Here is a 24,863-nt window from a genome sequence, read left to right on the forward strand (position 1 = left end):
TCTCCTTTTATAGCTCGATCGCCTCTTACAATAAGAAGAGGCCGCCCTCGCGCATCGAACCGCGCAACGGGCGACCTCTTTCCATCAGCGAAGCGCAGGCTATGCCAGTCCGCAGGCTTTCCGCAGCTCGTCGGCTTTATCGGTGCGCTCCCAGGTGAACTCGGGAAGCTCGCGGCCGAAGTGGCCGTAGGCGGCCGTCTTGCGGTAGATGGGGCGGCGCAGGTCGAGCGCGTCCACGATGGCGCCGGGGCGCAGGTCGAAGGTCTGCTCGATCGCGGCCATGATGTCGGCCTCGGGCACCGCGTTGGTGCCGAAGGTGTCCACCATCACCGAGACGGGCTTGGCCATGCCGATAGCGTAGGCGACCTGCACCTCGCAGCGGCGCGCGAGGCCCGCGGCCACCACGTTCTTGGCCACCCAGCGCGCCGCGTAGGCAGCCGAGCGGTCCACCTTCGTGCAGTCCTTGCCGGAGAACGCGCCGCCGCCGTGGCGGCCCATGCCGCCGTAGGTGTCGACGATGATCTTGCGGCCAGTCAGACCCGCGTCTCCCATGGGGCCGCCGATGACGAAGCGGCCGGTGGGGTTCACATGGATCTCGGCGTCGGCGGCCAGCTCCACGCCCTCGTGCGCGAACACCGGCTCCACCACGTTCGCGATGATCTGCGCGCGCAGCTCGTCATGGGCGATGGCCTCGGAGTGCTGCGTGGACACGACCACCTTCTCCACGTTCACGGGACGGCCGTCCTCGTAGCGCACGGACACCTGGGTCTTGCCGTCGGGGCGCAGATGCGGCATGACGCCGCTCTTGCGCACCTCGGTCAGGCGCTCGGCCAGGCGATGCGCCAGGTAGACGGGCATGGGCATGAGCGTGGACGTCTCGTCGCACGCGTAGCCGAACATCATGCCCTGGTCGCCCGCGCCGATGCGCTCGTATGGGTCGTCCTCGGCCAGGCCGTGCTGGGCCTCCCAGCTTTCGTCGACGCCCTGGGCGATGTCGGGGCTTTGGTCGTGGATGGCGTTGAGCACGCCGCAGGTATCGCAGTCGAAGCCGTACTTCGCGCGGTCGTAGCCGATGTCGCGCAGCACCTCGCGCACGATGGCGGGCACGTCGACGTACGCCTGCGTGCGGATCTCGCCCGTGACGATGACCATGCCGGTGGTGGCCATGGTCTCGCAGGCGCAGCGCACCTGCGCGGGATCGGCGGGCTGCCCGCTGGGGGCGATGTAGCCCTGAGCCGCCAGCTCGATCTCCTTGGCCAGGATGGCGTCGAGCACGGCATCGGATATCTGGTCGCACACCTTGTCGGGATGACCCTCGGTGACGGACTCGGACGTGAACAGGTACGTAGAACATTCTTCGGCCATAAGTTCCTCCTTCATCGCTGTAGGCCGGACCACCTTGGCGTATCCGCCAGGTTGGTGTCGGGATCTCAGAGCCAACTCTCTCCCCCGACTCTTGATAAAACAGAGAACCGCGCACATGGCCGGAATCCCCGTGAAACCCTGCCGATGGTACCCTGAAAGCACTATTCGCGCAAGAGGAGAAGACCCCGCCCCGCGGAGTCCCCACGGAATGAACCGCCGAAGCCGCGCCCTTGCCGCACGCGGGCGCGCGAGCGCAGCCCCGAACCGCGCCCTCGCCCCGTTGCGCACGAAAAACCGCCCTCCGTGGCAGGTTTTGACGGTTTGAGGTCGTTGTCGAAGCGCGATGAGACGCGCCCGAACACCCATCGGTTTACTATAGCTTTCTGACCTGGTGTAACGCGAGACTGCTCGATTGCTATTAAAAGCAAGGGAGCCTCCGACGACCTCAAACCGTCAGAACCTGCCAGCAAACGCGGTTTTTCGCGCGCAAGGCTATGAGAAGGGGCCGGCGGGACCCATGCGCGGGGCCACGAGAGAGTGAGAGAAAGGGGGCCGTGCGCGGGGCCATGGGAGGGGTCGGCGGACCGGCGGGGCCCGTGCGCAAGACTATGGGAGGGGTCGGCGGTCGGCGGGGTGCGGGCCGGCGGAACCCGCCCCAGCCTCGCGCCGCCGCCGTTCCTGTGGCGATACGGCAACCGCCTCGATGCGGGCGATCGGCTCGTGCTACACTTTTTTCCAAACGTGAACCCCCTGCCCGACGCTTCCACGGGCGGGTCTGCGAAAGGATCGCCATGCCAACCAACGCCGAATACACCCGCGAGTACTTCGACATCCTCGAGCGCCTTGACGGCGACGTAGCCGGCCGACGCGCCGCGTACGACTACATGCAAAGCTCCACCGCCATCGTGCACCACCGCGTTGTGGCCTGCTCGTACGTCCCGCGCCTGTTCAACGCGCAAACGTACCGCACTATGAAGGAAACGGCCGAAACCTCGCACCGCATCCTGTGCAAGGTGATCGCGCGCTACCTGGAAGACCCCCAGTACCGCCGCGTGTTCGACTTCGATCCGCGCCTTGAAGAGCTCATCCTGCTGCCGCGCGGCTACGACTCCCTGCTGCCCTTCGCGCGCGTGGACACCTTCCTGAACGAAGACGACTACCGCATGGAGTTCTGCGAGTTCAACGGCGACGGGTCCTCGGGTATGAACGAGAACCGCGAGATCACGAACTCCATCGCGAGCTCTCCCGCATTCGAAGCGTTCTCCCGCAACCACCGCGTGGAAGGCTGCGAGCTGTTCGAGTCCTGGGTCGACGCGTTTCTGTCCATCTACGAAACCTACGAGCACAAGGTGGAGAACCCCCGCTTCGCCATCTGCGACTACCTGGAAAACGGCGTGGTCGACGAGTTCCACATCTACACCGAGCTGTTCAAGCGCCGCGGCGTGGACTGCGTCGTGGCCGATGTGCGCGACCTGAGCTTCGACGGCGAAACGCTGCGCGACGCCGAAGGCAAGCCCGTCAACGCCATCTGGCGCCGCTGCGTCACGAACGACGTCATCGACCATTGGGACGACTCGCAGCAGCTCATCAACGCCGTGCGCGCAGAGAAGGTGGCGCTCATCGGCAGCTTCGCCGGGCACATCGTGCACGACAAGCAGATATTCAAAGCTCTGTTCGACAAGCGCACCATCGAGTTCTTGGACGCCGACGAGATCTCGTTCGTCGAGAGAACCGTGCCCCTGACCGCGTTCTTGGACGACGACCACGTCAACGTCGATCAGATCCGCGCGAACAAGGACGAATGGATCATCAAGCCCACCGACCACTACGGGGCCGACGATGTCTACGCAGGCTGCGCCGTTTCGCCCGAACGCTGGGAAGAGCTGGTCGACCGCTTCGCGAACGGACGCGCGGGCTACCCCTTCATCGTGCAGCGCTACATCCGCCCCTTCAAGACGCTCACGCTGCCGCCGGACACGGGGATAGACGGGCTTTCCGACGACCAGGTGCCCTTCGATCCGCAGATGTACAACAACCTGAACGGCCTGTACCTGTACGACGGCGTGTTCCAGGGCGTGTTCAGCCGCTTGGGGCCCCTGCCCACCATCTCGAAGGACATGCAGGGCATGACCGCCGCCACCATCTGGGTTGACAAGGACTAAGGGAGCCGAAGATGCCGTCGCACGAAACAAGGCGCGGGGCAAAGCACGGCCTTGCGCAGGGGATTGCCGCCATCGCCCTAGCCGTCACGTTCGTGGCGGCGGGGCTCGGCGCGTGCTGCTTGCCGCAAACCACCGGCATGCTGGCCGGCATGTTCAGCGGCGCGGACAACCCGTCGACGCCGTTCTCGCACGACGATCTGGTGCAAGCCGCCGTCGCAACGCGCGACTACACCGTGGGGTCCAACGACCGGGAAGCCGTGTTCGCCATGCTGCGCGACGTCAACCGCAACGCGCAGACGCCCTACGCCGAAGCCGACGAAACAGCCCTTGCCGCCGCGCCCGACGCCTACACGCTCAACCCCGAAGCGCTCTCGCACCTCGACGACGTGCACCGCGTGATAGCGGCTGCGGGCGTCGCTTTTGCCGCCGTTGCCCTCGCCGCTGTCGCGTTCTGCGTTTACCTGGGCATACGCGCTGGCAAACGGGCTGTGGGCGGCGCGCTGGCCTGCGCGGGGATCGTCGTGCTGGCCGTGTTCGCCGCGCTGTCCGCCTGGGTGGTCGTCGACTTCAACGGCTTTTTCGCCGCGTTCCACTCGCTGTTCTTCGCCGACGGAACCTGGACGTTCTCGTACGAGTCGCTGCTCATCACCATGTACCCGCCCGCATTCTGGATGGGAATGGGGGCCGTCTGGCTGACGGTCACGGGCGCGCTGTCCCTGATCGCCGCGTTCACGGGAACGGCGCTGCGGCGCCGGAGCCTTCCCCGTTAAGAAAGCGGACGGCGAGGTTCTCGGCGCTGCGCGACCCGTGCGCGAGCAGCTTCCTGCTGCTGCTCGGTCGAGCATTTTGAGTGAGGATGGGCCAGCCGCGGTTTGCTCCGGCCTTCGGGTTGTCTATACTTGCAAGCACCGCCGAAGCCCGCGCTTCGGCTTGAACATGACGTTATTCAACTGGAGGATTACCACGGCTATGACAGACGAGAAGAAAGTTCGCGTTCGATTCGCCCCGTCGCCTACCGGGCGGCTGCACGTAGGCGGAGCCCGTACGGCCATCTACAACTGGGCGTTCGCCCGCGCGATGGGCGGCGACTTCATCCTGCGCATCGAAGACACCGACCCCGAGCGCTCCACCGAAGAAAACGTGCAGGTCATCCTCAATGCCATGAAGTGGCTCGGCCTTGACTGGGACGAAGGCCCCGAGGTGGGCGGCCAGGCCGGACCGTACTTCCAAACCCAGCGCATGGACACGTACGCCGCAGCGCTCGAACTCATGAAAGAGCGCGGCAGCGTGTACCCCTGCTTCTGCACGAAAGAAGAGCTCGACGCCAAGCGCGCCGCAGCCGAGGCGAACGAAGGCGGCTACGCCGGCTACGACCGCACCTGTCGCTGCATCGACCCCGCTGACGCAGCTGCGCGCATCGCCGCAGGCGAGCCGCACGTGTGGCGTTTGCGCGTGCCCGAGAACCACGGCCCCATCGAGTTCGACGACGCCGTGTACGGTCACGTCAGCTTCCCAGCCGAGGTGATGGACGACATGATCGTCGTGCGCACGGACGGCTCCCCCACCTACAACTTCGCCGTGGTGTGCGACGACGCGAACATGGGCGTCACGCACGTCATCCGCGGCGACGACCACCTGTCCAACACGCCGCGCCAGATCCTCATCTACGAGGCGCTCGGCTTCGACGTGCCCACGTTCGCGCACCTGTCGATGATCCTGGGGCCGGACGGCAAGAAGCTGTCGAAGCGCCACGGCGCGGCCTCGGTCGAGGAGTTCTGCGAGCGCGGCTACCTGCCCGACGCCATGGTGAACTTCCTGGCGCTTCTGGGCTGGTCGCTCGACGGCGAGACGACGCTCATCGACCGTGCCACCCTGTGCGAGCGCTTCAGCCTGGACCGCGTGACCAAGAAAGACGCCGTGTTCGACGAGACGAAGCTGGACTGGATGAACGGCCAGTACATCAAGGACATGGGCGCGAACGCCTGGGTACAGGCGTCGCTTCCCTGGCTGCTGGAGCTGGGCGCCACGCCGGAGGACATCTCTGCGCGCGCCGAGTTCTACCTGGGGCTGTATCCCCTGGTGGCGGAACGCCTGACGCGCCTCGACGACGTGGTTTCCAAGCTGGGCTTCATGTTCTGGGGACCCGAAGTGCGCGAGCTTGACGAAAAGAGCGTCAACAAGGTGCTCAAGAAGGAGGGCGCTCGCGCCGACGAAGCTCTGGCGGCCTGCCGCGGCGTGCTTGCCGACCAAAGCGTGGCCTGGGAAGCCGAAGCGCTGCAGGAAGCATGCCGCGCCGTGGGCGAGCAGCTGGAACTGAAGCCGAAGCTGCTGTTCCAGCCCCTGCGCGTGGCCGTATGCGGCAACATGGTGTCGCCGCCGCTGTTCGAGAGCATCGAACTTCTGCCGCGCGAGGACGTGCTTGCGCGCATCGACCAGGTGGCAAGTGAGGCGTTCGGTGGCTGAGGTCGCCGACAACACGCAGGATGAGCGGACCGTGCACCCGCAGCGCATTCTTGTGCTGCGGGATTTCTGCACGCGATTCCGGGGCTCGGCATGCGACCGCTGCGCACGCGCATGCCCCCACGGCGCCATTGAATTCAACTCCGAGGAACTGCCCGTCATCGATGCGCAAGCCTGCACGAACTGCGGCATCTGCCTGGGAATCTGCGACGCGTTCACCTCCACGCGCGTGACGATGATCGACCTGCACGCCCGCGTGCGGCGCATCGCCCTGCGCGGCGAGGACGTGGTGATCACCTGCAAGGAGAACATCTTCCCCGGATTCCAGCCTGCCGCCAACGTGGTGGTGCTGCCCTGCCTGGCCACGCTTTCCCCGGAGTTCTGGACGCTCGTTTTGGCCGAGAACATCCCCGTGAGCATCGCGGGGGACCTAGCTTACTGCGCCGACTGCGACCGGGCGGGAGAGTTCGGCGAAATGCTGTTCACGCACGCCATTGCCACGGCGGAGCAGTGGACGGGACGCAAGGTGGGCTACCTTGAAACAATTCCCGAAAAGGAGAACCTGGTCAAAGATCTGGCGAATCCCGAAGGGGTCGATCGACGCAGCGCGTTCACGAATCTGGCGGCCGACGTGGCAGACGTCGCCTCGGGCAAGCGCCGTCTGCGCAACTCGGACGTTTTGCAGCAATTTTACGAGCGCAAGGAGCGCGCACGGGCGCGAGCGCGGCTCAACCTCAACGAAAGCCCGCAGTTCAACGACTTCGCCCCCGAAGGACACACGAAGCAGACCATGCATCCCAAACGGCGCATGCTGCTCGAAGCCATCGACCGCGAGCCCGCCATCGCTCCGAACATACCGGTTGTCATATCCTGCACCGACCGTGCGCTGTGCACGAACGCGCTTGACTGCGCGGCCGTCTGCCCGACCGGCGCGCGCTACCCAGACCCCGCAGACGGGACGCTTGCTTTCGATGCACGCTACTGCATAGGCTGCGGCCTGTGCGTAAGCGCCTGCGCGCAAGGAGCCGTGCAATTGATCGAGGAAAGCGCCGAAGTTTTCCTTACCGAAGAAGCTGGGTGCGAACAAGCCTAGCAAAGCCCGCGACACGTCACCGCACGCCGCAACGAAGAGTTTCAGGAGGGTCACATGAACGAACCCGAGCGCCCCGAGGGCGACCAGCAAAACGACCAGCCCGCGCCGCCTTACGGCCAGCAGCCTTACAGCAGCACGAGCCAGCCGCCGCAGCCCCCGACATACGGCGGCCCCCAGCCGCAGCAGCCGCAATCCCCCTACGCCGGCGCGCCCTCGCCGCACTACGCGTCGGCGGGCCAGCCGCCGCAGCCGCAGCCCCCGTACCCCGTGCAGCCTCCCTACCCGGCCGCCGCGCAGCCACCGCAAAAGAAGAAGGTATGGCCTTGGGTGCTCTGCGGGTGCCTGCTGGCGTTCGTTTTAGGCGTTGGCGGATGCGTCGGCTGCGTAGCGTGCGGAGCCCTGTACTTCGATCGCAGCTACAACGATTCGTTTGACCCTCGCTACGACGGACCGGGATACGGATACAACCATTCCTACGAAAACGGCAACCCGGACGACTACGGCACCAGCCGCTACGAAGGGCTTACGCTCGAGGATATCGAGAAAGCGGTGGGCGATCTTCCGAGCACCGTCGAGGACGGTCGCTGCACAGCCGGCGTGTACCAGATAGGCCCGGGAAAGGACATCGAGCCGGGACTCTACTTCCTCGAAGGAAGCTCGGATGCCGAGAGCACCTACTACGTGTTCGATCGCGACGACGACACGGGAACCTATTCGCTTGAGCTGGCGGTCTCGTATTTCGGCAACTACTTCGCACAGCTTGAGGCCGGCGACGCGATCGCCTTCCTGCCCGGCAAAGACGAGCTGCGCATGTACCCGAGCAAGGCGGCGAGCTTCGCCCCCGCGGCTCCCTACGAGAACGGGCTGTATCGCGTGGGAGTCGATATCCCCGCCGGAACGTACACCGTCACGGTGAGCGCCGAGGCGTCCGCGAACGCATCGCAGGACAGCGCGGCGTTCGTCATGAAGGATCTCGACTTCGACAGCGATTCCATTACGCAGACGAAGTACGTGATCGCAGGGGGATCCCAAACCGTTACCGTGACGGACGGCGATTACCTGGAGCTGTACGCCGCCGTTGCAACTCCCGCGGAATAAACCCGACCGCACATTGACGCAACCTCGCAACGCCCCGGCTTCGTCGGGGCGTTCGCATCGAGTACCCGGAAAAGGAGACGCCCATGCTTTCCGAAAACCCTTCCCTTGAAGAAATCGCAGCCGTGTTCGAGAACGATCGCTTCGCCACCCAAGCAGCTGGCTGCCGCGTGGTCGAAGGATGCAGGGGACGAGCCGTGTGCGACATGAAACTGTCGGACGTGCACCGAAACGCAATGGGAAGCGTCATGGGCGGAGCCATCTTCACGTTGGCGGACTTCGCCTTGGCCATAGCCTGCAACATCGGCGAAAAGCCCACCGTTTCCGTAGACCATGCCATCAGCTTCCTCCGCTCGACGAAAGGGTCGAAGCTGACCGCGACTGCCACATGCGACAAGCCAGGCAGTCACCTGGCCTTCTACACCGTTGTCGTCGAGGACGACCTGGGCAAGCAGATCGCGCGCATGACGGTTACGTGCTACCGGTAAGCAAGCGCGACCGGAAGCCACGGGAGCGCTCGGGATTCGGGCGCACCACCAGAACGCTACTTACCCGAAGATAATCGAACCGGCGTTTCGGGCGAGGCCGCTACCCCATGCGGTCGAAGAAGGCGCGCGCGTTTTCGAAGAACACCTTGTCGGCAACGTTCGGCCCGAACTGTCGCTCGAGCAGCGCGTGCAAGTCGGCGACGCGATCGCATGGATCGAGCCAGCTGGGCACGTCGCAGCCGTCGTAGTCGCTACCGAGCGCAAGCACGTCCTCCCCTGCCGTTTCCAAGATGCGATCGACGTGACGCAGCACGTCGTCAGGCGAAGGATCGGCATGCAGGTCCGATAGGAAGTCCCGGCAGAAATTCAATCCGACGATGCCTTGGCAGTCGGCAATCTCGCGCAACTGCCAATCCTCCAGGTTGCGCGGATGGTCGCATATCGCCCGCGCGTTCGAATGCGAAGTGGCGAAGGGTCGGGAGGCTATCGCGCATACGTCCCTGAAGCCCGCCTCGTTCAGATGGGAAACGTCCACCACGATGCCGCGCGCTTCCAATTCGCGCACGCACGCGCCCCCGAACGAAGTTAATCCGTCAAGCGTTTCGTTGCCGCTTCCCAACGCATTCCGGCCGTTCCAGGTAAGGGTGACCATGCGCACCCCGGCTTCCGCCAACGCGTCAAGGCGCGCCGACGCCTTTCCGTCATCCTGCAGAAACGACGCGCCCTCCACGGTGAGCATCCCGGCGGTCTTGCTCGCCGCAAACGCGTCCTCGATCTCGCGCACGTCGCGCACGCGCGCGATCGCATCGCGATGGCGCTCCAAAGATGTCTCCCAAAACCTTCTCACGCGCTCGAACAGCGCCCACGCTGCATCGCCTTGCAGCTGGTCGGGGACGAACACTGCAAAGCACTGGCACCAGGAAAACGGCGCGGTGCGCGCAAGCGAAACATGGGCGGCGTTGTCCTCCAGCGAGCTCATGCGCGAGCGAGGGATTGCCGCATCATGCTCGGCGAATCCGCCCGGAACCCCGGGATCGCCCGAAAGCGCCAGGCGATCGAGCGTATCGCAATGCAGGTCGAACACGCGCAAGCGATCAGGATTCGCATCCTTCGCTTGAGAGAAGATGTCGTCTCCCCACAGCTTGGCAGCCTCCTCAGGCGAAGCATCTCCCAACGTCATGAACAGCCCCACGGCCGCGCTCCTCTCTCGCGAATCGCATCAAAGCCTTGCTATTGTACCGCTGCAAAGCCCCTTGCGCGCACGCTTTCAATAGGCAACGATCGAATCAAAACCTTTGCAAAGGCGGCGTTATGAAAAGATATGTTGCGCTTCTTCGCGGCGTGAACGTGAGCGGCAAAAACGCCATTCCCATGGCAGAGCTGAAGAAGCGCTAATCGGGCGTATCAGCTGCTTCGCCCTTCGGTTGCGGCTTCTCGCCCGTGACCAGGAAGATCATGGCTATCATGAGCACGAAGCCCGCCCAATCGGCGCCCGTGAACACCGTCCCCAGCCAAAGCGCCGCGAACACCGTAGCGCCCAGCGGCTCCATCGTCCCCAGCAGGCTGCCCTTCACCGGGCCCACCACCGACACGCCATGCAAATACAGACCGTACGCCGCGAACGTGCCCACCGCGATGATCGCCGCGACCACCGCCCAGCCGGCCGCGTCGAAGCCGGGAACGACCGGCGGCTGGCCCCAGGCCGCGCCCGCCAGCCACATTCCAAACGCCGCCAACCCGCCCGCGAACATACCCAGCCCCGTTACGGGCAAGCTTCCCCACTGCGCGAACAGGCGCTTCGGATACACGATGTAGAACGCGACTGCCAAGCCGTTTGCAACGCTCCACAGCAGGCCCTCAACCGGCACCGCGAACGCTCCGGGATCGGCCTGCGTGGCGATAAGCCACGTTGCCGCCATCGCCAAAACCAAGCCGATCAGCTCGCGCCGCTGCGGCAGCTTCCTTGCAGACAAGCACGCATACAGCATGACGAACACGATGCCCATGCATTGCAGCACGGTAGCCGTGCCGGCATTCGTGTACTCGACGACGATCGTGTACGTGATCTGAGAAGGATACAGCCCCACCACGCCCAGCACCGCCAAACGCGCCAAAGTCGCCCGATCGCGCAACATCGCCAGAACGTGCGCGCGCTGGCGAACCAGCAGCACCGCCAAGAACAGCAAGCCCGCCCCCAGCATGCGCGCCGCCGTGATGAACGCGGGAGAAGCCCCGTACCCCGCGATCAAAAACTGCGCGCACGCCCCCGAGAACCCCCACAGCGACGCGCCCACCAAAGCAGCCGCGATCCCGCGCCAGAAACGTTGGCGGAAAAACGCCTCGCCCGCCCGCACGGCCTCGCCCGTCACTTCGCCAGCTCTTTCAGAAACTCGGCGACCGGCCCCAGAAGGTTATCGCCCTCGTCAAGCTTGAAATAGCGCAGGGGCAGTTGGAGCTTGCGCTTGTCGGCCAGGTAGCGTCCGCCCGCACGGCGCAGCGGCGTCATCTGGTCGCGCGACACGTCGATCGGCTCCACCACCAAGCGACCCGCCGTCACCGAAACGGTCTTGATGTGATGCTCGTTCGCAAATGCCTTGATGCGCGCCTTCTCGAACAGGTTCTTCGCGGCCTGCGGCATATCGGGCCGCTTGTCGGCCATATCCTGGTACACGTCCTCGACGGCCTGCTCGGTCGCCGCCGACGCGATCTTGCGGTACCACAGCACGCGCTCGTCCGCCTCCGGCACGTAGTCCTCGGGCAGGTAGGTATGGCCCGGCACGTTCACCGTGATGTCGGACAAGGCCGGCGGCAGCTGATCGACGGCCTTCAGGTCGCCCTCGCGCGTAGCCGTCACGGCTTGAGCGAGCATCTGAGCGAACAGGTCGAAGCCGACGGCGGACATGTTGCCCGACTGCTCGGCGCCCATGAGGCTGCCCGCTCCGCGTATCTCCAGATCGCGCATGGCGATGCGCATGCCGCTGCCCAAGTCGGTATGCTCGTTCAACGCCGTCAAGCGCGCGGCAGCCTCCTCGGTAAGCTCCATGTGCTCGGGGAACATGAAGAAGGCGTACGCCTGCGTGGACGACCGGCCCACACGGCCCTTGAGCTGGTACATCTGCGCCAAACCCAAGCGCTGCGAGTCCTCGATGATGAGGGTGTTCGTATGCGGGTTGTCGATGCCGCTCTCGATGATGGTGGTGGCCACCAGCACGTCGAGCTCGCCAGCGCTGAAGTCCTCCATGACGCGCTCCAGCTGCTCGCGCGTCATCTGGCCGTGAGCCACGCCCACGCGCGCCTCGCCCGCGGCAGCCGTCACGCGGCGCACGGCCTCGTCGATCGAGCGCACCCGGTTCGACACGTAGTACACCTGCCCGCCGCGCGCCAGCTCGCGCCGAATAGCAGCGCTCACCACGTCGGGGTCCCATTCGCCCACGTGGACCTCGACGGCGCGCCGCTCATCGGGCGGCGTGAGGATCAGGCTCATGTCGCGAACCCCTGAAAGCGACATCTGCATGGTGCGCGGAATGGGCGTTGCCGAAAGCGTCAGCACGTCGATGGATTCGCGCAGGTTCTTCATCTGCTCTTTGTGGCCCACGCCGAAACGCTGCTCCTCGTCGATGATGACCAGGCCCAGATCGTGCGGGTTCACGTCGCGGGAGAGCAGGCGATGCGTTCCCACCAAAACGTTCACGCTGCCGTCGGCGAAGCCCGCAAGCGCCGCCGCCTGCTGGGCCGGCGTGCGGAAACGCGAGAGCACTTCCACCGTCACGCCAAACGGCTCGCAGCGCTCCTTGAAGTTGGTGTAGTGCTGCTGCGCCAAAATGGTGGTCGGGCACAGCACCATCACCTGCTTCGAATCCTGAGTCGCCTTGAACGCGGCGCGCAGGGCCACCTCGGTCTTGCCGAAGCCCACGTCGCCGCACACTAAGCGATCCATCGGCTTGGCCGACTGCATGTCGGCCTTCACGTCGGCGATGGCGGCAAGCTGGTCGGGAGTCTCCTGGTACGGGAACGCCTCCTCCATCTCGCGCTGCGCCAGCGTGTCGGCCTCGAAACGGTAGCCCTGCACCGTGGCGCGGCGCGCGTACACGTCCACCAGATCGAAGGCGAGCTTCTTCGTGGCGGCGCGCGCCTTCTTCATGGCGCGCGACCAATCGGCCGTGTTCAGGCGAGTAAGCCGCGGGCTCGCTCCCTCCGGACCCACGTAGCGCGTCACGCGGTCCAGCTGCTCCACCGGCACGTACAGCTTGTCGCCTTCCGAATACTCCAGCAGCAGGTAGTCGCGCGCCGTGCCGTCCACGTCGCGGCGCACAAGCTCCTTGAAGTGGGCTACGCCGTGGGCGGCATGCACCACGTAATCGCCCGGCTTGTAGGGAAACGTGATCTCCGTGATGTCGACGTGCCTGCTCGGACGCGCCGTCGACGCGCCCTGCGTATCGGACACGCTGATCACCGCAAGCTTGGCCTTCGGTATGATCATGCCCAGCGGCACGTCCACGTCCACCACGTTCACCACGCCGCGGCGCAACCGTCGCTTGGCCGCGCCTTCCGTCTCGTTCGGATCCTGCTCGACGTCAAGCGTCTCCTGGATCGGCAGGCCGTGGTCCACGAACGCCAGCTTCATGTCCTGGCGCGCCCGGAAGTTCGGCGCGCTGAACACCGTCGTGTAGTCGGTGTCCACCAAGCTGCGCAAACGCCCGAACAGCTTGTCGGGATGCCCCGCTACCTCCACGCGCTTCACGGGAAGCTCGTCGTCCACGTGCCCGCCCACGCGCATGATGGATACGTAGGTTGCGCGCTGGCCCTCCCCGAAGCTGACCGCGCCGGGTTCGGCGTACAGCCCCTTGAGGGCGATGCCCGTGCCCTTCGCGCGACCCGCGATGTCGTCATAGGCATGCGTCATGTCGTCGAACAGGGAACGCGGCTCCACCAGCACCGAAAGCGCGTCGCGACGAAGATAGGCGCCCAGCGTCACAGTCTCGTTGTACAGGTAGGGCAGCAGCATGTCCGACCCGTCGAAGCGCAGGCCCCCGTCCAGCTTCTCCAGCGCATCGCGTAAAGCGGCATTCGTCTGAGCTGGGCGTTCGAGCTTCTTGCGGGCTCGGGCAAGAGCGCTTTTCGAGCACGAGAACTCCATCACGGGATACGCCTCCACGCGCGCAAGCGCCTGAATGGTCTGGCCCGTGGAGGGCACGATGCGCCGCACCTCGTCCAACTCGTCGCCGAAGAAGTCCAACCGAACCGGGTACACCAGGTTTCCCGGGTACACGTCGATCGTGCCCCCGCGAACGGCGAAGGTGCCCGGCCCGTCAAGCTCGCCGGTGTTGCGGTACCCGCGCTCTTCCAAAGCGCGCGCCACGTCCTCGAAGGAAGCGATGCCCGCCGCGTCGGCGCCCTCCATAGCGCCCAGTTCCTTCCCGGCCTCGAACACAACCGGCGTCGCAACCGACGAGCCGGCCGGAGCCAGCATGCGCACGAGCGAGCGGGCGCTTGCCACCACCACGACCGGCCGTCCGGTCGAAAGCGCATGCACGGCCTCCATGCGGCGCGCCACGATGCTCGCGTCGCTGGGCTTGGGATTGAACGGATAGTCGGTTCGTTCGGGAAAGCGGACGACACGCTCGTCGCCCAGATAAGCCGCCACGCTGCGCGCGAACGACACCGCCGCGTCTTCGCCCGCCACCACGACCAGGGTCGTTTGCGGCCTGTGCGCGAAACGGGCGGCAATCAGGAAGGGGCGCGCCGAGTTCGCCACGCCGAGCGCGCCGTCCTCGCCCGCGTCCAGCTTGTCCCAAAACGCGTCAAGGCACCCGGATTTCTCCAATGCGAACGTGAGCGAGTCGATGAGCATGGTCGTTCCCTTTTCTCTATCCGAGCAGCACGAAAAGCCGCGATGGGCGGCTTGCAGCTTTGTTGCGTATGCGCCCGTCGCACAGCGCGCGCACGAGCGCCGACCAGTGTACCTTAAAGCCCGCGCGGAAGGCGCGGGCAACCGGCCGCAACCGACAAAGAACATCGATGCAAGCCGCAAGCCGCTCCCGTTCGCCTGCCGTTCGCCCGCCCGCAAACAGGCAGTTTGCACCGGCGGATCGAACCGCTGCCAAATTGAGCGAGTTTTGCGGCGGTTTTTCGCCTTCCTGAGCAAAATGATCGAGGGGCGTTTTTCATCATGCCTGGTCAAAGACTTGCGCACTCGCTTTATTCTTGATTGAGGACCAGCAAAACTCGTTCGATTTGACACGATCTCGAAACCAGCCGGCCAGCGAAGCCGAAAACACCCGCAGCCCGTCTTGCAAGCAGACACCAACCCGAAAGTTCACTATACTTGACCGCATCCGAATCGCATCCTGCAAAGGAGGATCCCTTGCCCCGCGAAACCGTGAAAGCGAAACGCGAGCGCGCCATCGAAATCGCGCAGCGCATGAACGAGCACTACCCCGCCGCCGAATGCGCGCTGCATTACTGGGGCGACCCGTTCAAGCTGACCATCGCCGTGCTGCTGTCCGCCCAAACCACCGACAAGGGCGTCAACAAGGTAACGCCGGCGCTTTGGGAACGCTACCCCACCGTAGCCGACCTGGCGTCCGCCAACCCAGCCGACGTCGAAGAAATCATCCGCACCATCGGGTTCTACCGTACGAAAGCCGCGAACGTGATCAAGTGCGCGCAGCTGGTGGTGTCCGAGTACGGCGGCCAGATTCCGCGCGACATCGACGAGCTGCAGAAGCTTCCCGGAGTGGGCCGCAAAACCGCGAACGTCGTGCTCAACGAGGCGTTCGGCATTGTCGAAGGCATCGCCGTGGACACGCACGTGTTCCGAATCGCGCACAAGCTCAAGCTTGCAGGACCCTCCGCCGACACGCCCGCGAAAACCGAGGACGCGCTGCTCAAGCTGTATCCTCGCGAATGGTGGGGCCCCATCAACCACCAGTGGGTGCTGTTCGGCCGCGAAACCTGCATCGCACGGCGGCCGAAATGCGGCGAGTGCTTCATCTGCGACCTTTGCCCCAACTGCGGCAAAGCGTAGGCTCGGGCGGACGGGAAACGACGCCCGAAAAGGAATCGAGCAACAAGGGGGAAACCACATGCGCTATCGCAAACTGGGCAACACCGGCTTGGAAGCGAGCGAGATCGGGTTCGGAGCGGAGTGGATGGAGCGCAAGTCCGCCAGCGAGGTGCAAGCCGTCGTCGACGCCTGCATGCAGGCCGGCATCAACATCTTGGACTGCTGGATGGCCGAGCCCGCCGTACGCAGCAACCTGGGAAAGGCCATCGCAGGCAACCGGGATCGGTGGATCATCCAAGGCCACATTGGATCCACCTGGCAAAACGGGCAGTACGTGCGCACGCGCGACCTCGACCTTGCGCGCAACGCCTTCGAAGACCTGCTCGCGCGCCTGGCAACCGATCACGTGGAAGTGGGCATGATCCATTACGTGGACGACCTTGCCGAGTTCGACCAGATCATGAACGGACCGTTCTTCGCCTACGTGCACGAGCTCCAGGAAAGCAGCGTCATCGGCCATATCGGACTGTCCACACATCGCCCCGACGTGGCGCAGGCGGCGGCGCGCTCGGGCAAGATCGAGGTCATCATGTTCAGCGTGAACCCGGCTTTCGACCTTTTGCCGGCCACGACCAGCCTGGAAACGGCATTCGCCTTCGACTATGACGACGCGCTCGAAGGCATGGACCCCGTTCGAGCCGAGCTCTACGCGCTTTGCGAACGGGAGGGCGTGGGGCTTACCATCATGAAAGGATACGCAGGGGGGCGCCTGTTCAGCGCCGAGGCTTCGCCGTTCGGCGTGGCCCTCACGCCCATCCAGTGCATTCACTACGCGCTCACCCGGCCCGCCGCAGCCAGCATCCTAGCCGGATTCGACACGCCAGCGCACGTTACCGACGCCGTGCGCTACGAAACCTCGAGCGACGCCCAGAAGGATTACGCGACCGTTCTGGCAAGCGCCCCCAAGCATGCCTACTACGGCCAGTGCACCTACTGCGGGCATTGCGCCCCCTGCCCCTCCGGCATCGACATAGCTATGGCGAACAAGCTCTACGACCTGGCGACCGTCCAAGGCGAGGCCCCTGCATCGGTCAAGGCGCACTACGACGCCCTCGACGCCACGGCTGCGGACTGCATTGCCTGCCGCGCCTGCGAGCCCCGATGCCCCTTCGGCGTGCCGATAGCCGAGCGCATGGAGAAGATCGCGCTCCTCTTGGGGTAGCGCCCGGATGCTCGGACCGCTATGCCCGCTCAAGCGGCCCGAGCACGAACAGCGTGAACGTGGCCTCGCACACCAACCGCCCCTCGGACGTTTCGGCCCGGCAATGCGCGATCACCGTGCTGCGACCCTCGTGGGACGTCTTCGCCCTTACGACAAGGGGGCCGGCCCCCACCGCTTTGACGAAGTTGACCGAGCTCGTCAACGCCACGTTGCTCACGCCGCACGAATACGCGACCATGCCTGCGGCGATCTCGCACAACGTCGCCAAAAAGCCGCCGTGGATGGTGCCGTGATAGTTCAGCACCTCCTGCGGCACGTCGAGCCGAAACGCCACGCGCCCCCGCTCGGCTTCGAATATCTCCAGGCTCTCGAGCTCTTTTTGAGCCGTTACGTTCACCATCATCGCATCCGCGATAGCCGCATCGTATCGAACCATGCGCACGCTCCTTTCCGTCCGGCCCATTGTACGGCGGCCGGCTAAGCGCCATGATGGGCAATCCCGCGTCGGCGTGGCACAGCGCGCAGCGCGCACACCGCACGGAGCGGCGCTACGGTCGCACCGCCTCGTCCAGCAGCGACCTCGCGCAGGCAACCACGGGGACGATGGCATCCCGATCGGTGCCGTCGAAGCCCTCGCGCATGCCCTCCAGCATCGCAGCGGCTCGCTCGTCGCTTTGCGCCGCCTTCTCCTGAGCCTTGAGAAACAGCTTCATCATAAGCTTGTCGCGTAGGCCCAGCTTGGCGTAGTCGAAGCCTCCGCGCAGGTAGAAGCGCGGCACGTCGTCGAAGTCCGGCGAAGGCAGCGCGCGGGCCAAGCCCTCTTCCACCTGATCGGTCCACTCTACAGGAGTCGCGCCCACGCCAAACACGACGAAGCGGACGTTCGGATGAGCCTTGCGCATGCGCTTCAGCCACGATCCTCCGGCAAGCGAGGCCGCATGGAACCACCCTCCCATAACCACCACGTCGCACGCCGCCACGTCTTCGTCGGTCGCCTGACCGTACGCAACGGCCCGGCATTCCAGATCGTCCGCGATCCACTCGGCGTACGCGCGCGTGAACCCGGTTTGAGATGCGTATGCCACCAAGCACGTCATGAGCGTCCTCTTTCATCAGCTGCTTCCGAAGAACCCGAAGGCGCAGCGGCGCCCGCAGGAGCCTTCCCCGCCGCGCCGTAGCGCCGCAGGAACGACGCCAGGAGCGCGCTCACCTTCGGTTTCGCTTCGTCCCAGGTCATGCCAGCATGCAGCATGAGAAACACCGGGCCTTGAAACTCCAGTGCCATCCGTGCGGCGTCGTCGCGCAGCAGGGTCCCCGTTGCCATTCCATGTTCGAAAGCCGACCGCTGCAAGGCAAGCGGGCGCTCGATGAACACAAGGCGGTACGCCTGCGCAGCGTCCTCGCTCTCGAACTGGCTGATAACGAGCAGGCGACGCAGCTGCCGCAGCGAAGCATCTTCGAAAAACGGCCTGACGGATTCATGCACCTGCCTCTCAAGCGCACGGGGATCGGACGGGTCGTATTCCCGCGGGTCGTCCCCGACGTCGAACAGGACGCCCTTCGGCTGGAACATCGCGCGCAAACGGTCGAGCTCGCGCGCGATGATCGCGTCGAACAGGGCTTGCTTTCCAGGAAAATGGTTGTACAGCGACGCGTCCTTGATGCCCGCGGCCGCCGCGATGTCCCGAACGGAAACCGCATGGAACCCGCGATCGGCGAAAAGCCCGAACGCCTCGTCGAGTATCCGGTCGCGCGTCGGCGCGCCCCGCTTGCCTTCCGGCATGATGATCTCCCCTCAAGTAAAACTAGCACTTGCTAGTATAATACCAAGCAAGTGCTAGTTTTACAAGAAGACGGATTGGATGAAGCGGCAGAGGGGTGCAGCCGTCGGGACCGATCCGCACGCCGACCCCAGAACCGCGCCCTTTCCGCGCCAAGCCGAACGGCGCATGGGCGCCTACGATTCCAAAGCCTCCCGAAGCATGTCCGCAAGCACTTCGGCATGGGAGCGGCGCTTGCGCGTAGCCGTGCCGACAAGCGCAACCGATTCGAAATCGCCGTACCGCTCGAAGAACCGCGCGACCGCCGCACGCTTTTCCATGTCGGCTCGATAGGCGCTCGCGTAAGCTTCCCACCCTATGTTGCCGTTGAGGTAGCGCTCGAGCATAGTGGGAGCCGGAGCGAACAGCTTGTCGTGCGCATACTGCGCATGCGCCACTTTGTCAGCAAAAAACGCCAGGTCATCGCGTTTAGTGAAACCGGAAAGCTGGTTCGTGTTCTTCAGGCGCGTATCAAGCAGCATATCGACCCGCCAGTCGGCCAAACGACCGAAAAAATCCTCTGCCGAAGTTTCGTACGCGCTGATCGTGTGTATAAGCATAGACGTGCATCTCCTTCTAACCGCGCAGCGCGCGATCCTACCGTTTCTCGAAAACGATAGCGCGCATGCTTGCGCGCAGGAGAAGCACCGGGCGACCGTCACCGAATCGAAGATGCCGCGTTGACGCGCCGCCACCCCGCAGCGATGCGCAGAACGAACGCTAGCGGAGCGTCTTCGGAGAAAGCGGCGAGCCCAAGCGCGCAAGCTCCCCCGCCACGGTATCGACCAGAAGCGGCAGGGCCGCATGCACGCGCGGCGTCAGCCCGATGGTCACCACGGCGGGCGAGGCGTTCTCCACCTGCATGCCCAAGCACAGGCCTTCCGCCCGGTATCCCAGAAGCGCAGCGGAATCGAACAGGTCGATCAGCTTGAGGTCGTGCAGCGATGCGCTGGCTCCGCTTCGGCGCGCCATGGCATCGGGTTCGAAGCGAAACACCGTGCCCGGCTCGGCATCGGTGCCGTCCACGGCGTCCACCGTGATGATCATGTCGAACGCGCGAACGGAATCGAGCATGTCAAGGCTGAGGCACCCCAAATCGAACAGCTGCACGTTCTGGGGAATCTCGTAGCGCTCGATCAGCTCCTCGTATACGGCAGGCCCCACGCCGTCGTCGAGCATGAGCTTGTTGCCCACGCACAGAACCGCGATGGAACGTAAAGCGCGGGCGTCGTCGCAGCCCTTCGCAGCATCATCCGCTATCACAGCCGTCACGCCCCTATCGTCGGACGCACGACCAGGTTGTAGTACGTCGCCGCAGCCAGCATGCACAGCCCAATGATCACGCTCGCAACAGCCCAAACGCGCTCGCGCTTCAAGTACGCTTCCTTGTCGACGCCCCGTTTGGCCGCCCGATGCGCAGCGAACGGCTGGGCCACGATGGAAAACGCCACCGTCCCGGCCGTCAACGTCAGCAGCACCAGAAGCGCAACGCCGATGGCCAAGGGCGTGCGCTGCGCGAACGCCGCATAGAACGTGTTGTCCGCGAACAGCCAGAGGGGGTAGAACAGGATAGTGGCCCACATGCCGTGCGCCGGCCCCCAGATGGGAGGAAGGAACAACGCGCCCACGTTGACGCGGGGCACGCCTTCCAAGAACTTCTCTTCTTGCGCGATTTGCTCTTCGGTTAATTCAGCCACAGTTCGGTATCCTTTTCGAAACCTTGATGATTCCCTGCCATTATAGTCTAGGAAGCACCCTTCTACGGGAGGGTCCGGCAAAGCGGAAGGAGAGCACATGAACGTACTTGCCATCGTAGGGTCGAGACGCGTGGGCAGCTACAATCTCCAAGTTGCGCAGGCGGCGGGCGAACTGCTGAAACAGCGACGCCCCGACGTAACGTTCACTATTCTGAACTGGGACGACGTCCCCTTTATGAACGAAGACTCCGAGCACCCCGAGCCTCCTGCCATCGCTCGCGTACGGCAAGCCGTTCGCGACGCCGACGGCGTGTGGCTGTTCAGCCCCGAATACAACCACGCTATTCCCGGGCCGCTCAAAAACCTCCTCGATTGGCTCTCACGGCCGGTCAGCGCAACGGAAGGGCCGGTCATCGTAGGCAAGCCCGTAGCCCTTTCAGGAGCCAGCATCGGCATGAGCGGCGCCGAGCATGCGCAAGAGCAGCTTGCCGGCATGCTGAACTACCTCAACGCGCGCGTCATGAACAAGCCCCGCCTCTGCATACCGCACGTTGGCTCGCAAGCCCAAGACGGCGTCCTCAAGCTGGACGCGTCCGCTCCTTACCTGGAACGACAGGCAGACGCCTTCGTCCGCTTCATCGAAGCCGCGCGGTAAGCGCAAGCACAAGGACGAGCACGCACACGCGAGAAGCCCGCCACCGATGAAAAAACCGGGCCGGACCCCTCGAGGGATCCGGCCCGGTTCGTACGTCATACCGCTTTCGACAAAGAGCGCTTACGCCTTCTCTTTGTGATGCAGGTCGTCCTCGCCCACGATCGTGTGCTTCTCGGGATCGTAGACCAAGCCGCCGTGCTCTTTCCAGAAGAACATGAGCAGCGTCGGGGAAATACCCTCGATGTTGGCCAGGTACATGTGGATGAGCATGAAGCAGATGAAGATGTACATCATGAAGTAGTGGATGATGCGCATCGACATGAGGCCGCCCACCAGGTCGGTGCCAGCCGCGAAGAACCCGAGGTTCATCGTAGGAGCCCACAGGGCAAGGCCCGTGTAGAACATGACGATGATAAGGATCGGGATCATCAGGTAGCTGATCTTCTGCGGCACGCCCAGCTTGGCGCCCAGCGGATGGTCCTTCTTCAGGAACAGGTAGTACTTGATCCACGCGCCCAGCTGGTGACGGTTGTCAGCCTGCGGCAGCCACGTCTTGTAGTCCGTAACCTGATAGCGCGTACCGCCGTCCGGAGCGGACTTGACGAAGAACGCCATCAGCACGCGCACGATGCAGTTGATGAACAGCACGAAGCCGCAGAACACATGCACGCCGCGGGCAATGCCCATGAAGAGCGGCCAGAACGGGAAGTGGATAGCGAAGCCGGTGACGATCAACAGGACCATCGCAACCAGGTTGATCCAGTGCGTGATGACGAAGGGCATCGGATGCGCTTCGCGATAATGTGCCAAGTGCGCCATGTTACTTCACCCCCCACGGGCTCGTGACGGTTTCGAAGCTCTTGCCCGTGGCCGGCTCGGTGACGTGCACCGCGCATGCCGTGCAGGGGTCGAAGCTGTGAACCGTGCGCAAAGCGTTGATCGGCTTCTCCACATCGCCCACGGGCACGCCGATAAGCGCCTGCTCCAGCGGGCCCTTCTCGCCGTTGCCGTTCATGGGAGCCAGGTTCCACGTGGACGGGATGATGATCTGGTAACCATCGATCTTGCCGTCTTTGACGGTCTCGCTGTGATAGAGCGCGCCGCGCGGAGCCTCCCAGAAGCCCGAGCCGGCGCCGGTGATGGTGGCGGGCTCGCGGAAGTACTCGCTGTCGCCGCTCTTGACGGCCTCGACCAGCTCGTCGGTCCATTCCTTCATGAGGCCGGCGATGTAGAGCGTCTCGATCTGACGAACGGCGGTACGGCCGAGCGTGGACTGGGCAACGCCGATCTGGCCGGGAGCGCCCAGCGCTTCGAGCAGACCGTCGACGTGCTCCTTGACGAACGGCACGTTGCGCTTGTACGCAGCCAAGATACGGGAAAGTCCGCCGGCCTCGTAAGCCTTGCCGTCGTACGCGGGGCACTTGACCCACGTGTAGCGGTCGTTCACGTCGTAGGACGTGTACTCCGGCTCCGTAACGAAGTACGGAGACGTCATGGTCGCGTCGCCCTTGTACCAGGAGCGGCCCATGTACTCGGTGATGAGGTTTTCCTGCACGTCGGACAGGTTGAGCTTGTCGTCGACGACGCCCATGGGCAGATAGCGATCCGCCATCTCCATGCTCTTGTTCTCGAACACGCCCCAAGCGATGTAGCGACCGCAGCCCTTGCCCCAGGTGAGCGCATCCATGTAGTACGGAGCGATAGCCAAGGTGTCCGGGATCATGGTGGTGGCAACCCAGGTGTAGATCTCGTCGACGAGGCCCTTGAGGTCGTCGAGCTTCTGATCGGTGGGCACGAATGCGGTGCCGCCGGGGATGATCGTCATGACGTGCGGCATCTTGCCGCCCAGCAAAGCGGAAACCTGCGAAGCCTTCGCCTGCATGGTCAGCGCCTCAAGATAATGGGCGGTGCAGATGAGGTCGAGCTCGGGCGGCAGCTGATAGGCGGTGCCGTCCTCGGCGTCGAACCAGTTGCCCGAGAAGATGGACAGCTGGCCGTTGTCGGCGAAGTTCGTCAGGCGCTCCTTCAACACGTTGAAGTCGCTGTTGATGGACGTGCCGGCAGCCTGCGCCAAATCGTACGCGTCGGCCGCATCGGCCTTGAGCGCGTTGAGCGGGTTCACGTAGTCGAGCGCAGCCAGGTTGTAGAACCACAGGATGTGGCTGCGCAGGAACTGCGCGCCCTCGATCAGGTTGCGGATGATGCGCGCATTGTTCGAGATTTTGATGCCGTAAGCCTTTTCGGCGGCAATGGCGGACGCGTGAGCGTGCGACACCGGGCACACGCCGCAGATGCGCTGCACGATCTGCGCCGCATCTTCGGGCGTGCGATCCTGCACGACGAGCTCCATACCGCGGAAGCAGCCGCCGGACACCCAGGCGTCGGAGACCTTGCCGTTCTCGACTTCCATCTCGATGCGGAGATGGCCCTCGATACGGGTGACCGGGTCGATGACTGAACGGGTCATGTAGGCTTACCTCCCTTCCTTATCGTCGTACTTGCCGATGGACTTGTCGGGGTGCTTGGCATCCCAAGCGCGCACCTTCTCGAAGTCCGCACCGCCGTCCATGCGTCCGGACAGCTTCATGCCGAAGCCGTGCACGACCAGGGCGCCTGCCAGGAAGCAGGTGATGCCCAAAGCGATGGTGCCGGGCTGGACCATCCAGTCGCCGATGCGCAGGTCGCGATGGCGCTTGTAGAACGGGGTGTTGACCTCGACCCAGTTCTGGCCCGGATCGTTGGGGTTGGCCTCGCAGCATCCGATGCAGGGAGAACCGGCCTGGACGCACCAGCTGCGACGGTCGTTCCACAGCACGACGCCGCAGTTGGACTTCGTCTGGGGACCACGGCATCCCAGCGGGTACAGGCAGTAGCCCATGGCTTCTTCCTTGGAACCGAACTGGTACACGAACTCGCCGTTCTCGAAATGGCCGCGACGCTCGCAGTTGTCGTGAATGGTCTGGCCGAAGATGCCGACGGGCTTGTTCTGGCTGTCAAGCGCGGGCAGCGTGTTGTCCATGAGGACGACGTCCACCAAAACCGACACGAGCCACTCGGGGTTGGCCGGGCAGCCGGGGATGTTTACCACCGGAACGTTGATGCCGGCCTTCTCCAGATACTGCTGAACGCCCAAGGCGCCCGCGGAATTGGGATGCGCGCCCATCCAGCCGCCGTTGACCGCGCAAGATCCCAGCGCGATGACCGCGTTGGCGTTCGCGGCAGCCTCCTCCAGATGATGCGTGCCCGGAGCATCGGCGACGCGCAGAGCCTGGCCGCCCCATCCCTCCAGCACAGCTCCCTCGTAGATAAGGATGTAGTTGCCAGCTTCGATCGTCTGCGCCTTCGCCTCTTCGACGGAATGACCGGCAGCGGCCGAAAGCGTCTCGGAATAGTTGAGCGAGATCATCTCGAGCACGATCGTAGCCGCGCTCGGCGTCTCAACTTGGGCGAACGACTCAGTACAACCCGTGCACGACGCGCCTTCAATCCAAATGACCGGGTACAACTTACCCTTCGTTGCGCCGATCACGGATTTTTCGAGAGCCTGCGCTATCTTCGGAGCAGCCAGTTCGGACAGCCCGGCGGCAACTGCGACCGCGCCGCAAAGCTTCATGAAATCGCGGCGGCTTACTCCTCGAGCCGCCAGCATATCCTGAAACTCAGATACGGTGGCCTCTTTTCCCATGTGCACACCTCCTCAGGTGCTTCTCGTCTTGCTTACCTGCTTATGCATTCTCCACGACGGTTATGCAAAAATGGAGAAAAGGTGCGCGAGCGCAACGTTTAACCCGCAAATGGCG

Annotated in this window: 24 protein-coding genes and 1 riboswitch; of the genes, 11 read left to right on the forward strand and 13 right to left on the reverse strand. The window is 64.3% G+C overall.

Features of this window, described 5'->3' with window-relative positions; all coding sequences use genetic code 11:
* Positions 1-99: 99 nt before the first annotated feature.
* Positions 100-1,365 (reverse strand): methionine adenosyltransferase, encoded by a 1,266-nt coding sequence (gene metK / locus LQE90_RS01710; protein ID WP_216528619.1) that lies wholly within the window; start codon positions 1,363-1,365, stop codon positions 100-102.
* An 8-nt stretch (positions 1,366-1,373) separates the two neighbouring features.
* Positions 1,374-1,466: riboswitch (SAM riboswitch) on the reverse strand.
* Positions 1,467-2,156: 690 nt separating this feature from the next.
* Between metK and LQE90_RS01715 the strand changes: the two genes are divergently transcribed.
* From LQE90_RS01715 to LQE90_RS01740, 6 genes are all read left to right on the forward strand, one after another.
* Positions 2,157-3,527 carry an ATP-grasp domain-containing protein gene (locus LQE90_RS01715; RefSeq protein WP_216528620.1) on the forward strand — a complete coding sequence of 457 codons (1,371 nt, stop codon included), beginning with the start codon at positions 2,157-2,159 and terminating at the stop codon, positions 3,525-3,527.
* A gap of 11 nt (positions 3,528-3,538) precedes the next feature.
* A complete protein-coding gene (locus LQE90_RS01720) occupies positions 3,539-4,297 on the forward strand; it encodes a lipoprotein intramolecular transacylase Lit (protein WP_216528621.1) in 759 nt (252 codons plus the stop codon).
* Positions 4,298-4,496: 199 nt separating this feature from the next.
* Positions 4,497-5,990, forward strand: coding sequence for a glutamate--tRNA ligase (gene gltX / locus LQE90_RS01725; protein WP_216528622.1), 1,494 nt, complete (start codon positions 4,497-4,499; stop codon positions 5,988-5,990).
* Positions 5,983-7,080, forward strand: a complete 1,098-nt coding sequence (locus LQE90_RS01730) for a 4Fe-4S dicluster domain-containing protein (protein WP_231088163.1) — start codon at positions 5,983-5,985, stop codon at positions 7,078-7,080. The genes gltX and LQE90_RS01730 overlap by 8 nt, the downstream gene beginning before the upstream one ends.
* A gap of 54 nt (positions 7,081-7,134) precedes the next feature.
* Entirely contained in the window at positions 7,135-8,178 is a 1,044-nt protein-coding gene (locus LQE90_RS01735) for a hypothetical protein (protein ID WP_216528624.1), read from the forward strand.
* Positions 8,179-8,261: 83 nt separating this feature from the next.
* Positions 8,262-8,663, forward strand: coding sequence for a PaaI family thioesterase (locus LQE90_RS01740; RefSeq protein ID WP_216528625.1), 402 nt, complete (start codon positions 8,262-8,264; stop codon positions 8,661-8,663).
* A gap of 100 nt (positions 8,664-8,763) precedes the next feature.
* Here the strand turns inward: LQE90_RS01740 and LQE90_RS01745 are convergent, their stop codons facing one another.
* Positions 8,764-9,855, reverse strand: coding sequence for a dipeptidase (locus LQE90_RS01745; protein WP_216528626.1), 1,092 nt, complete (start codon positions 9,853-9,855; stop codon positions 8,764-8,766).
* Positions 9,856-9,974: 119 nt separating this feature from the next.
* Between LQE90_RS01745 and LQE90_RS01750 the strand changes: the two genes are divergently transcribed.
* On the forward strand, positions 9,975-10,058 hold the full coding sequence (locus LQE90_RS01750; RefSeq protein ID WP_231088167.1) for a DUF1697 domain-containing protein: 84 nt from the start codon (positions 9,975-9,977) through the stop codon (positions 10,056-10,058).
* On the opposite strand, the gene LQE90_RS12480 is transcribed toward LQE90_RS01750, so the two are convergent.
* Both LQE90_RS12480 and mfd read right to left on the reverse strand, forming a co-directional pair.
* Positions 10,055-11,032 carry a DMT family transporter gene (locus LQE90_RS12480; RefSeq protein ID WP_231088164.1) on the reverse strand — a complete coding sequence of 326 codons (978 nt, stop codon included), beginning with the start codon at positions 11,030-11,032 and terminating at the stop codon, positions 10,055-10,057. The genes LQE90_RS01750 and LQE90_RS12480 overlap by 4 nt on opposite strands.
* A complete protein-coding gene (gene mfd / locus LQE90_RS01760; protein ID WP_216528627.1) occupies positions 11,029-14,514 on the reverse strand; it encodes a transcription-repair coupling factor in 3,486 nt (1,161 codons plus the stop codon). The genes LQE90_RS12480 and mfd overlap by 4 nt, the downstream gene beginning before the upstream one ends.
* Between mfd and LQE90_RS01765 the strand changes: the two genes are divergently transcribed.
* From LQE90_RS01765 to LQE90_RS01775, 3 genes are all read left to right on the forward strand, one after another.
* Complete coding sequence (locus tag LQE90_RS01765) at positions 14,507-14,875, forward strand: hypothetical protein (RefSeq protein WP_147269838.1); 369 nt, start codon at positions 14,507-14,509, stop codon at positions 14,873-14,875. The genes mfd and LQE90_RS01765 overlap by 8 nt on opposite strands.
* A gap of 152 nt (positions 14,876-15,027) precedes the next feature.
* Entirely contained in the window at positions 15,028-15,690 is a 663-nt protein-coding gene (nth, locus tag LQE90_RS01770; RefSeq protein ID WP_216528628.1) for an endonuclease III, read from the forward strand.
* A gap of 58 nt (positions 15,691-15,748) precedes the next feature.
* On the forward strand, positions 15,749-16,891 hold the full coding sequence (locus LQE90_RS01775; RefSeq protein ID WP_216528629.1) for an aldo/keto reductase: 1,143 nt from the start codon (positions 15,749-15,751) through the stop codon (positions 16,889-16,891).
* A 19-nt stretch (positions 16,892-16,910) separates the two neighbouring features.
* On the opposite strand, the gene LQE90_RS01780 is transcribed toward LQE90_RS01775, so the two are convergent.
* From LQE90_RS01780 to LQE90_RS01805, 6 genes are all read right to left on the reverse strand, one after another.
* Positions 16,911-17,327, reverse strand: coding sequence for a PaaI family thioesterase (locus LQE90_RS01780; protein ID WP_216528630.1), 417 nt, complete (start codon positions 17,325-17,327; stop codon positions 16,911-16,913).
* Between the two features lie 112 nt (positions 17,328-17,439).
* Entirely contained in the window at positions 17,440-17,988 is a 549-nt protein-coding gene (locus LQE90_RS01785) for a flavodoxin domain-containing protein (protein ID WP_114565875.1), read from the reverse strand.
* Positions 17,985-18,674: a TetR/AcrR family transcriptional regulator gene (locus LQE90_RS01790; RefSeq protein ID WP_216528631.1), complete on the reverse strand. Its 690-nt coding sequence runs from the start codon at positions 18,672-18,674 to the stop codon at positions 17,985-17,987. Before LQE90_RS01790 ends, LQE90_RS01785 begins: the two co-directional genes overlap by 4 nt.
* A gap of 174 nt (positions 18,675-18,848) precedes the next feature.
* On the reverse strand, positions 18,849-19,271 hold the full coding sequence (locus LQE90_RS01795; protein WP_216528632.1) for a DUF488 family protein, N3 subclade: 423 nt from the start codon (positions 19,269-19,271) through the stop codon (positions 18,849-18,851).
* Positions 19,272-19,431: 160 nt separating this feature from the next.
* Positions 19,432-19,983 carry a hydrogenase maturation protease gene (locus LQE90_RS01800; protein ID WP_231088165.1) on the reverse strand — a complete coding sequence of 184 codons (552 nt, stop codon included), beginning with the start codon at positions 19,981-19,983 and terminating at the stop codon, positions 19,432-19,434.
* A complete protein-coding gene (locus LQE90_RS01805; protein ID WP_216528633.1) occupies positions 19,980-20,408 on the reverse strand; it encodes a viscotoxin-A3 in 429 nt (142 codons plus the stop codon). The genes LQE90_RS01800 and LQE90_RS01805 overlap by 4 nt, the downstream gene beginning before the upstream one ends.
* A 97-nt stretch (positions 20,409-20,505) precedes the next feature.
* On the opposite strand from LQE90_RS01805, the gene LQE90_RS01810 reads away from it, so the two are divergent.
* Positions 20,506-21,063 carry an NADPH-dependent FMN reductase gene (locus tag LQE90_RS01810; protein ID WP_114565879.1) on the forward strand — a complete coding sequence of 186 codons (558 nt, stop codon included), beginning with the start codon at positions 20,506-20,508 and terminating at the stop codon, positions 21,061-21,063.
* Between the two features lie 120 nt (positions 21,064-21,183).
* Here LQE90_RS01810 and LQE90_RS01815 read toward each other — a convergent pair whose 3' ends face one another.
* From LQE90_RS01815 to LQE90_RS01825, 3 genes are read right to left on the reverse strand one after another with little or no spacing between them, the layout of a single operon-like run.
* Positions 21,184-21,882: a cytochrome b/b6 domain-containing protein gene (locus tag LQE90_RS01815; protein ID WP_114565880.1), complete on the reverse strand. Its 699-nt coding sequence runs from the start codon at positions 21,880-21,882 to the stop codon at positions 21,184-21,186.
* 1 nt (position 21,883) lies between these two features.
* The gene (locus tag LQE90_RS01820) at positions 21,884-23,530 is read right to left on the reverse strand and encodes a nickel-dependent hydrogenase large subunit (RefSeq protein WP_231088166.1); all 1,647 of its coding nucleotides are present in this window, start codon (positions 23,528-23,530) and stop codon (positions 21,884-21,886) included.
* A gap of 6 nt (positions 23,531-23,536) precedes the next feature.
* Entirely contained in the window at positions 23,537-24,748 is a 1,212-nt protein-coding gene (locus LQE90_RS01825; protein ID WP_114565882.1) for a hydrogenase small subunit, read from the reverse strand.
* Positions 24,749-24,863: the final 115 nt, after the last annotated feature.

Source organism: Paraeggerthella hominis, from assembly GCF_021044775.1.
GTDB classification, from domain to species: Bacteria; Actinomycetota; Coriobacteriia; order Coriobacteriales; family Eggerthellaceae; genus Paraeggerthella; species Paraeggerthella hominis.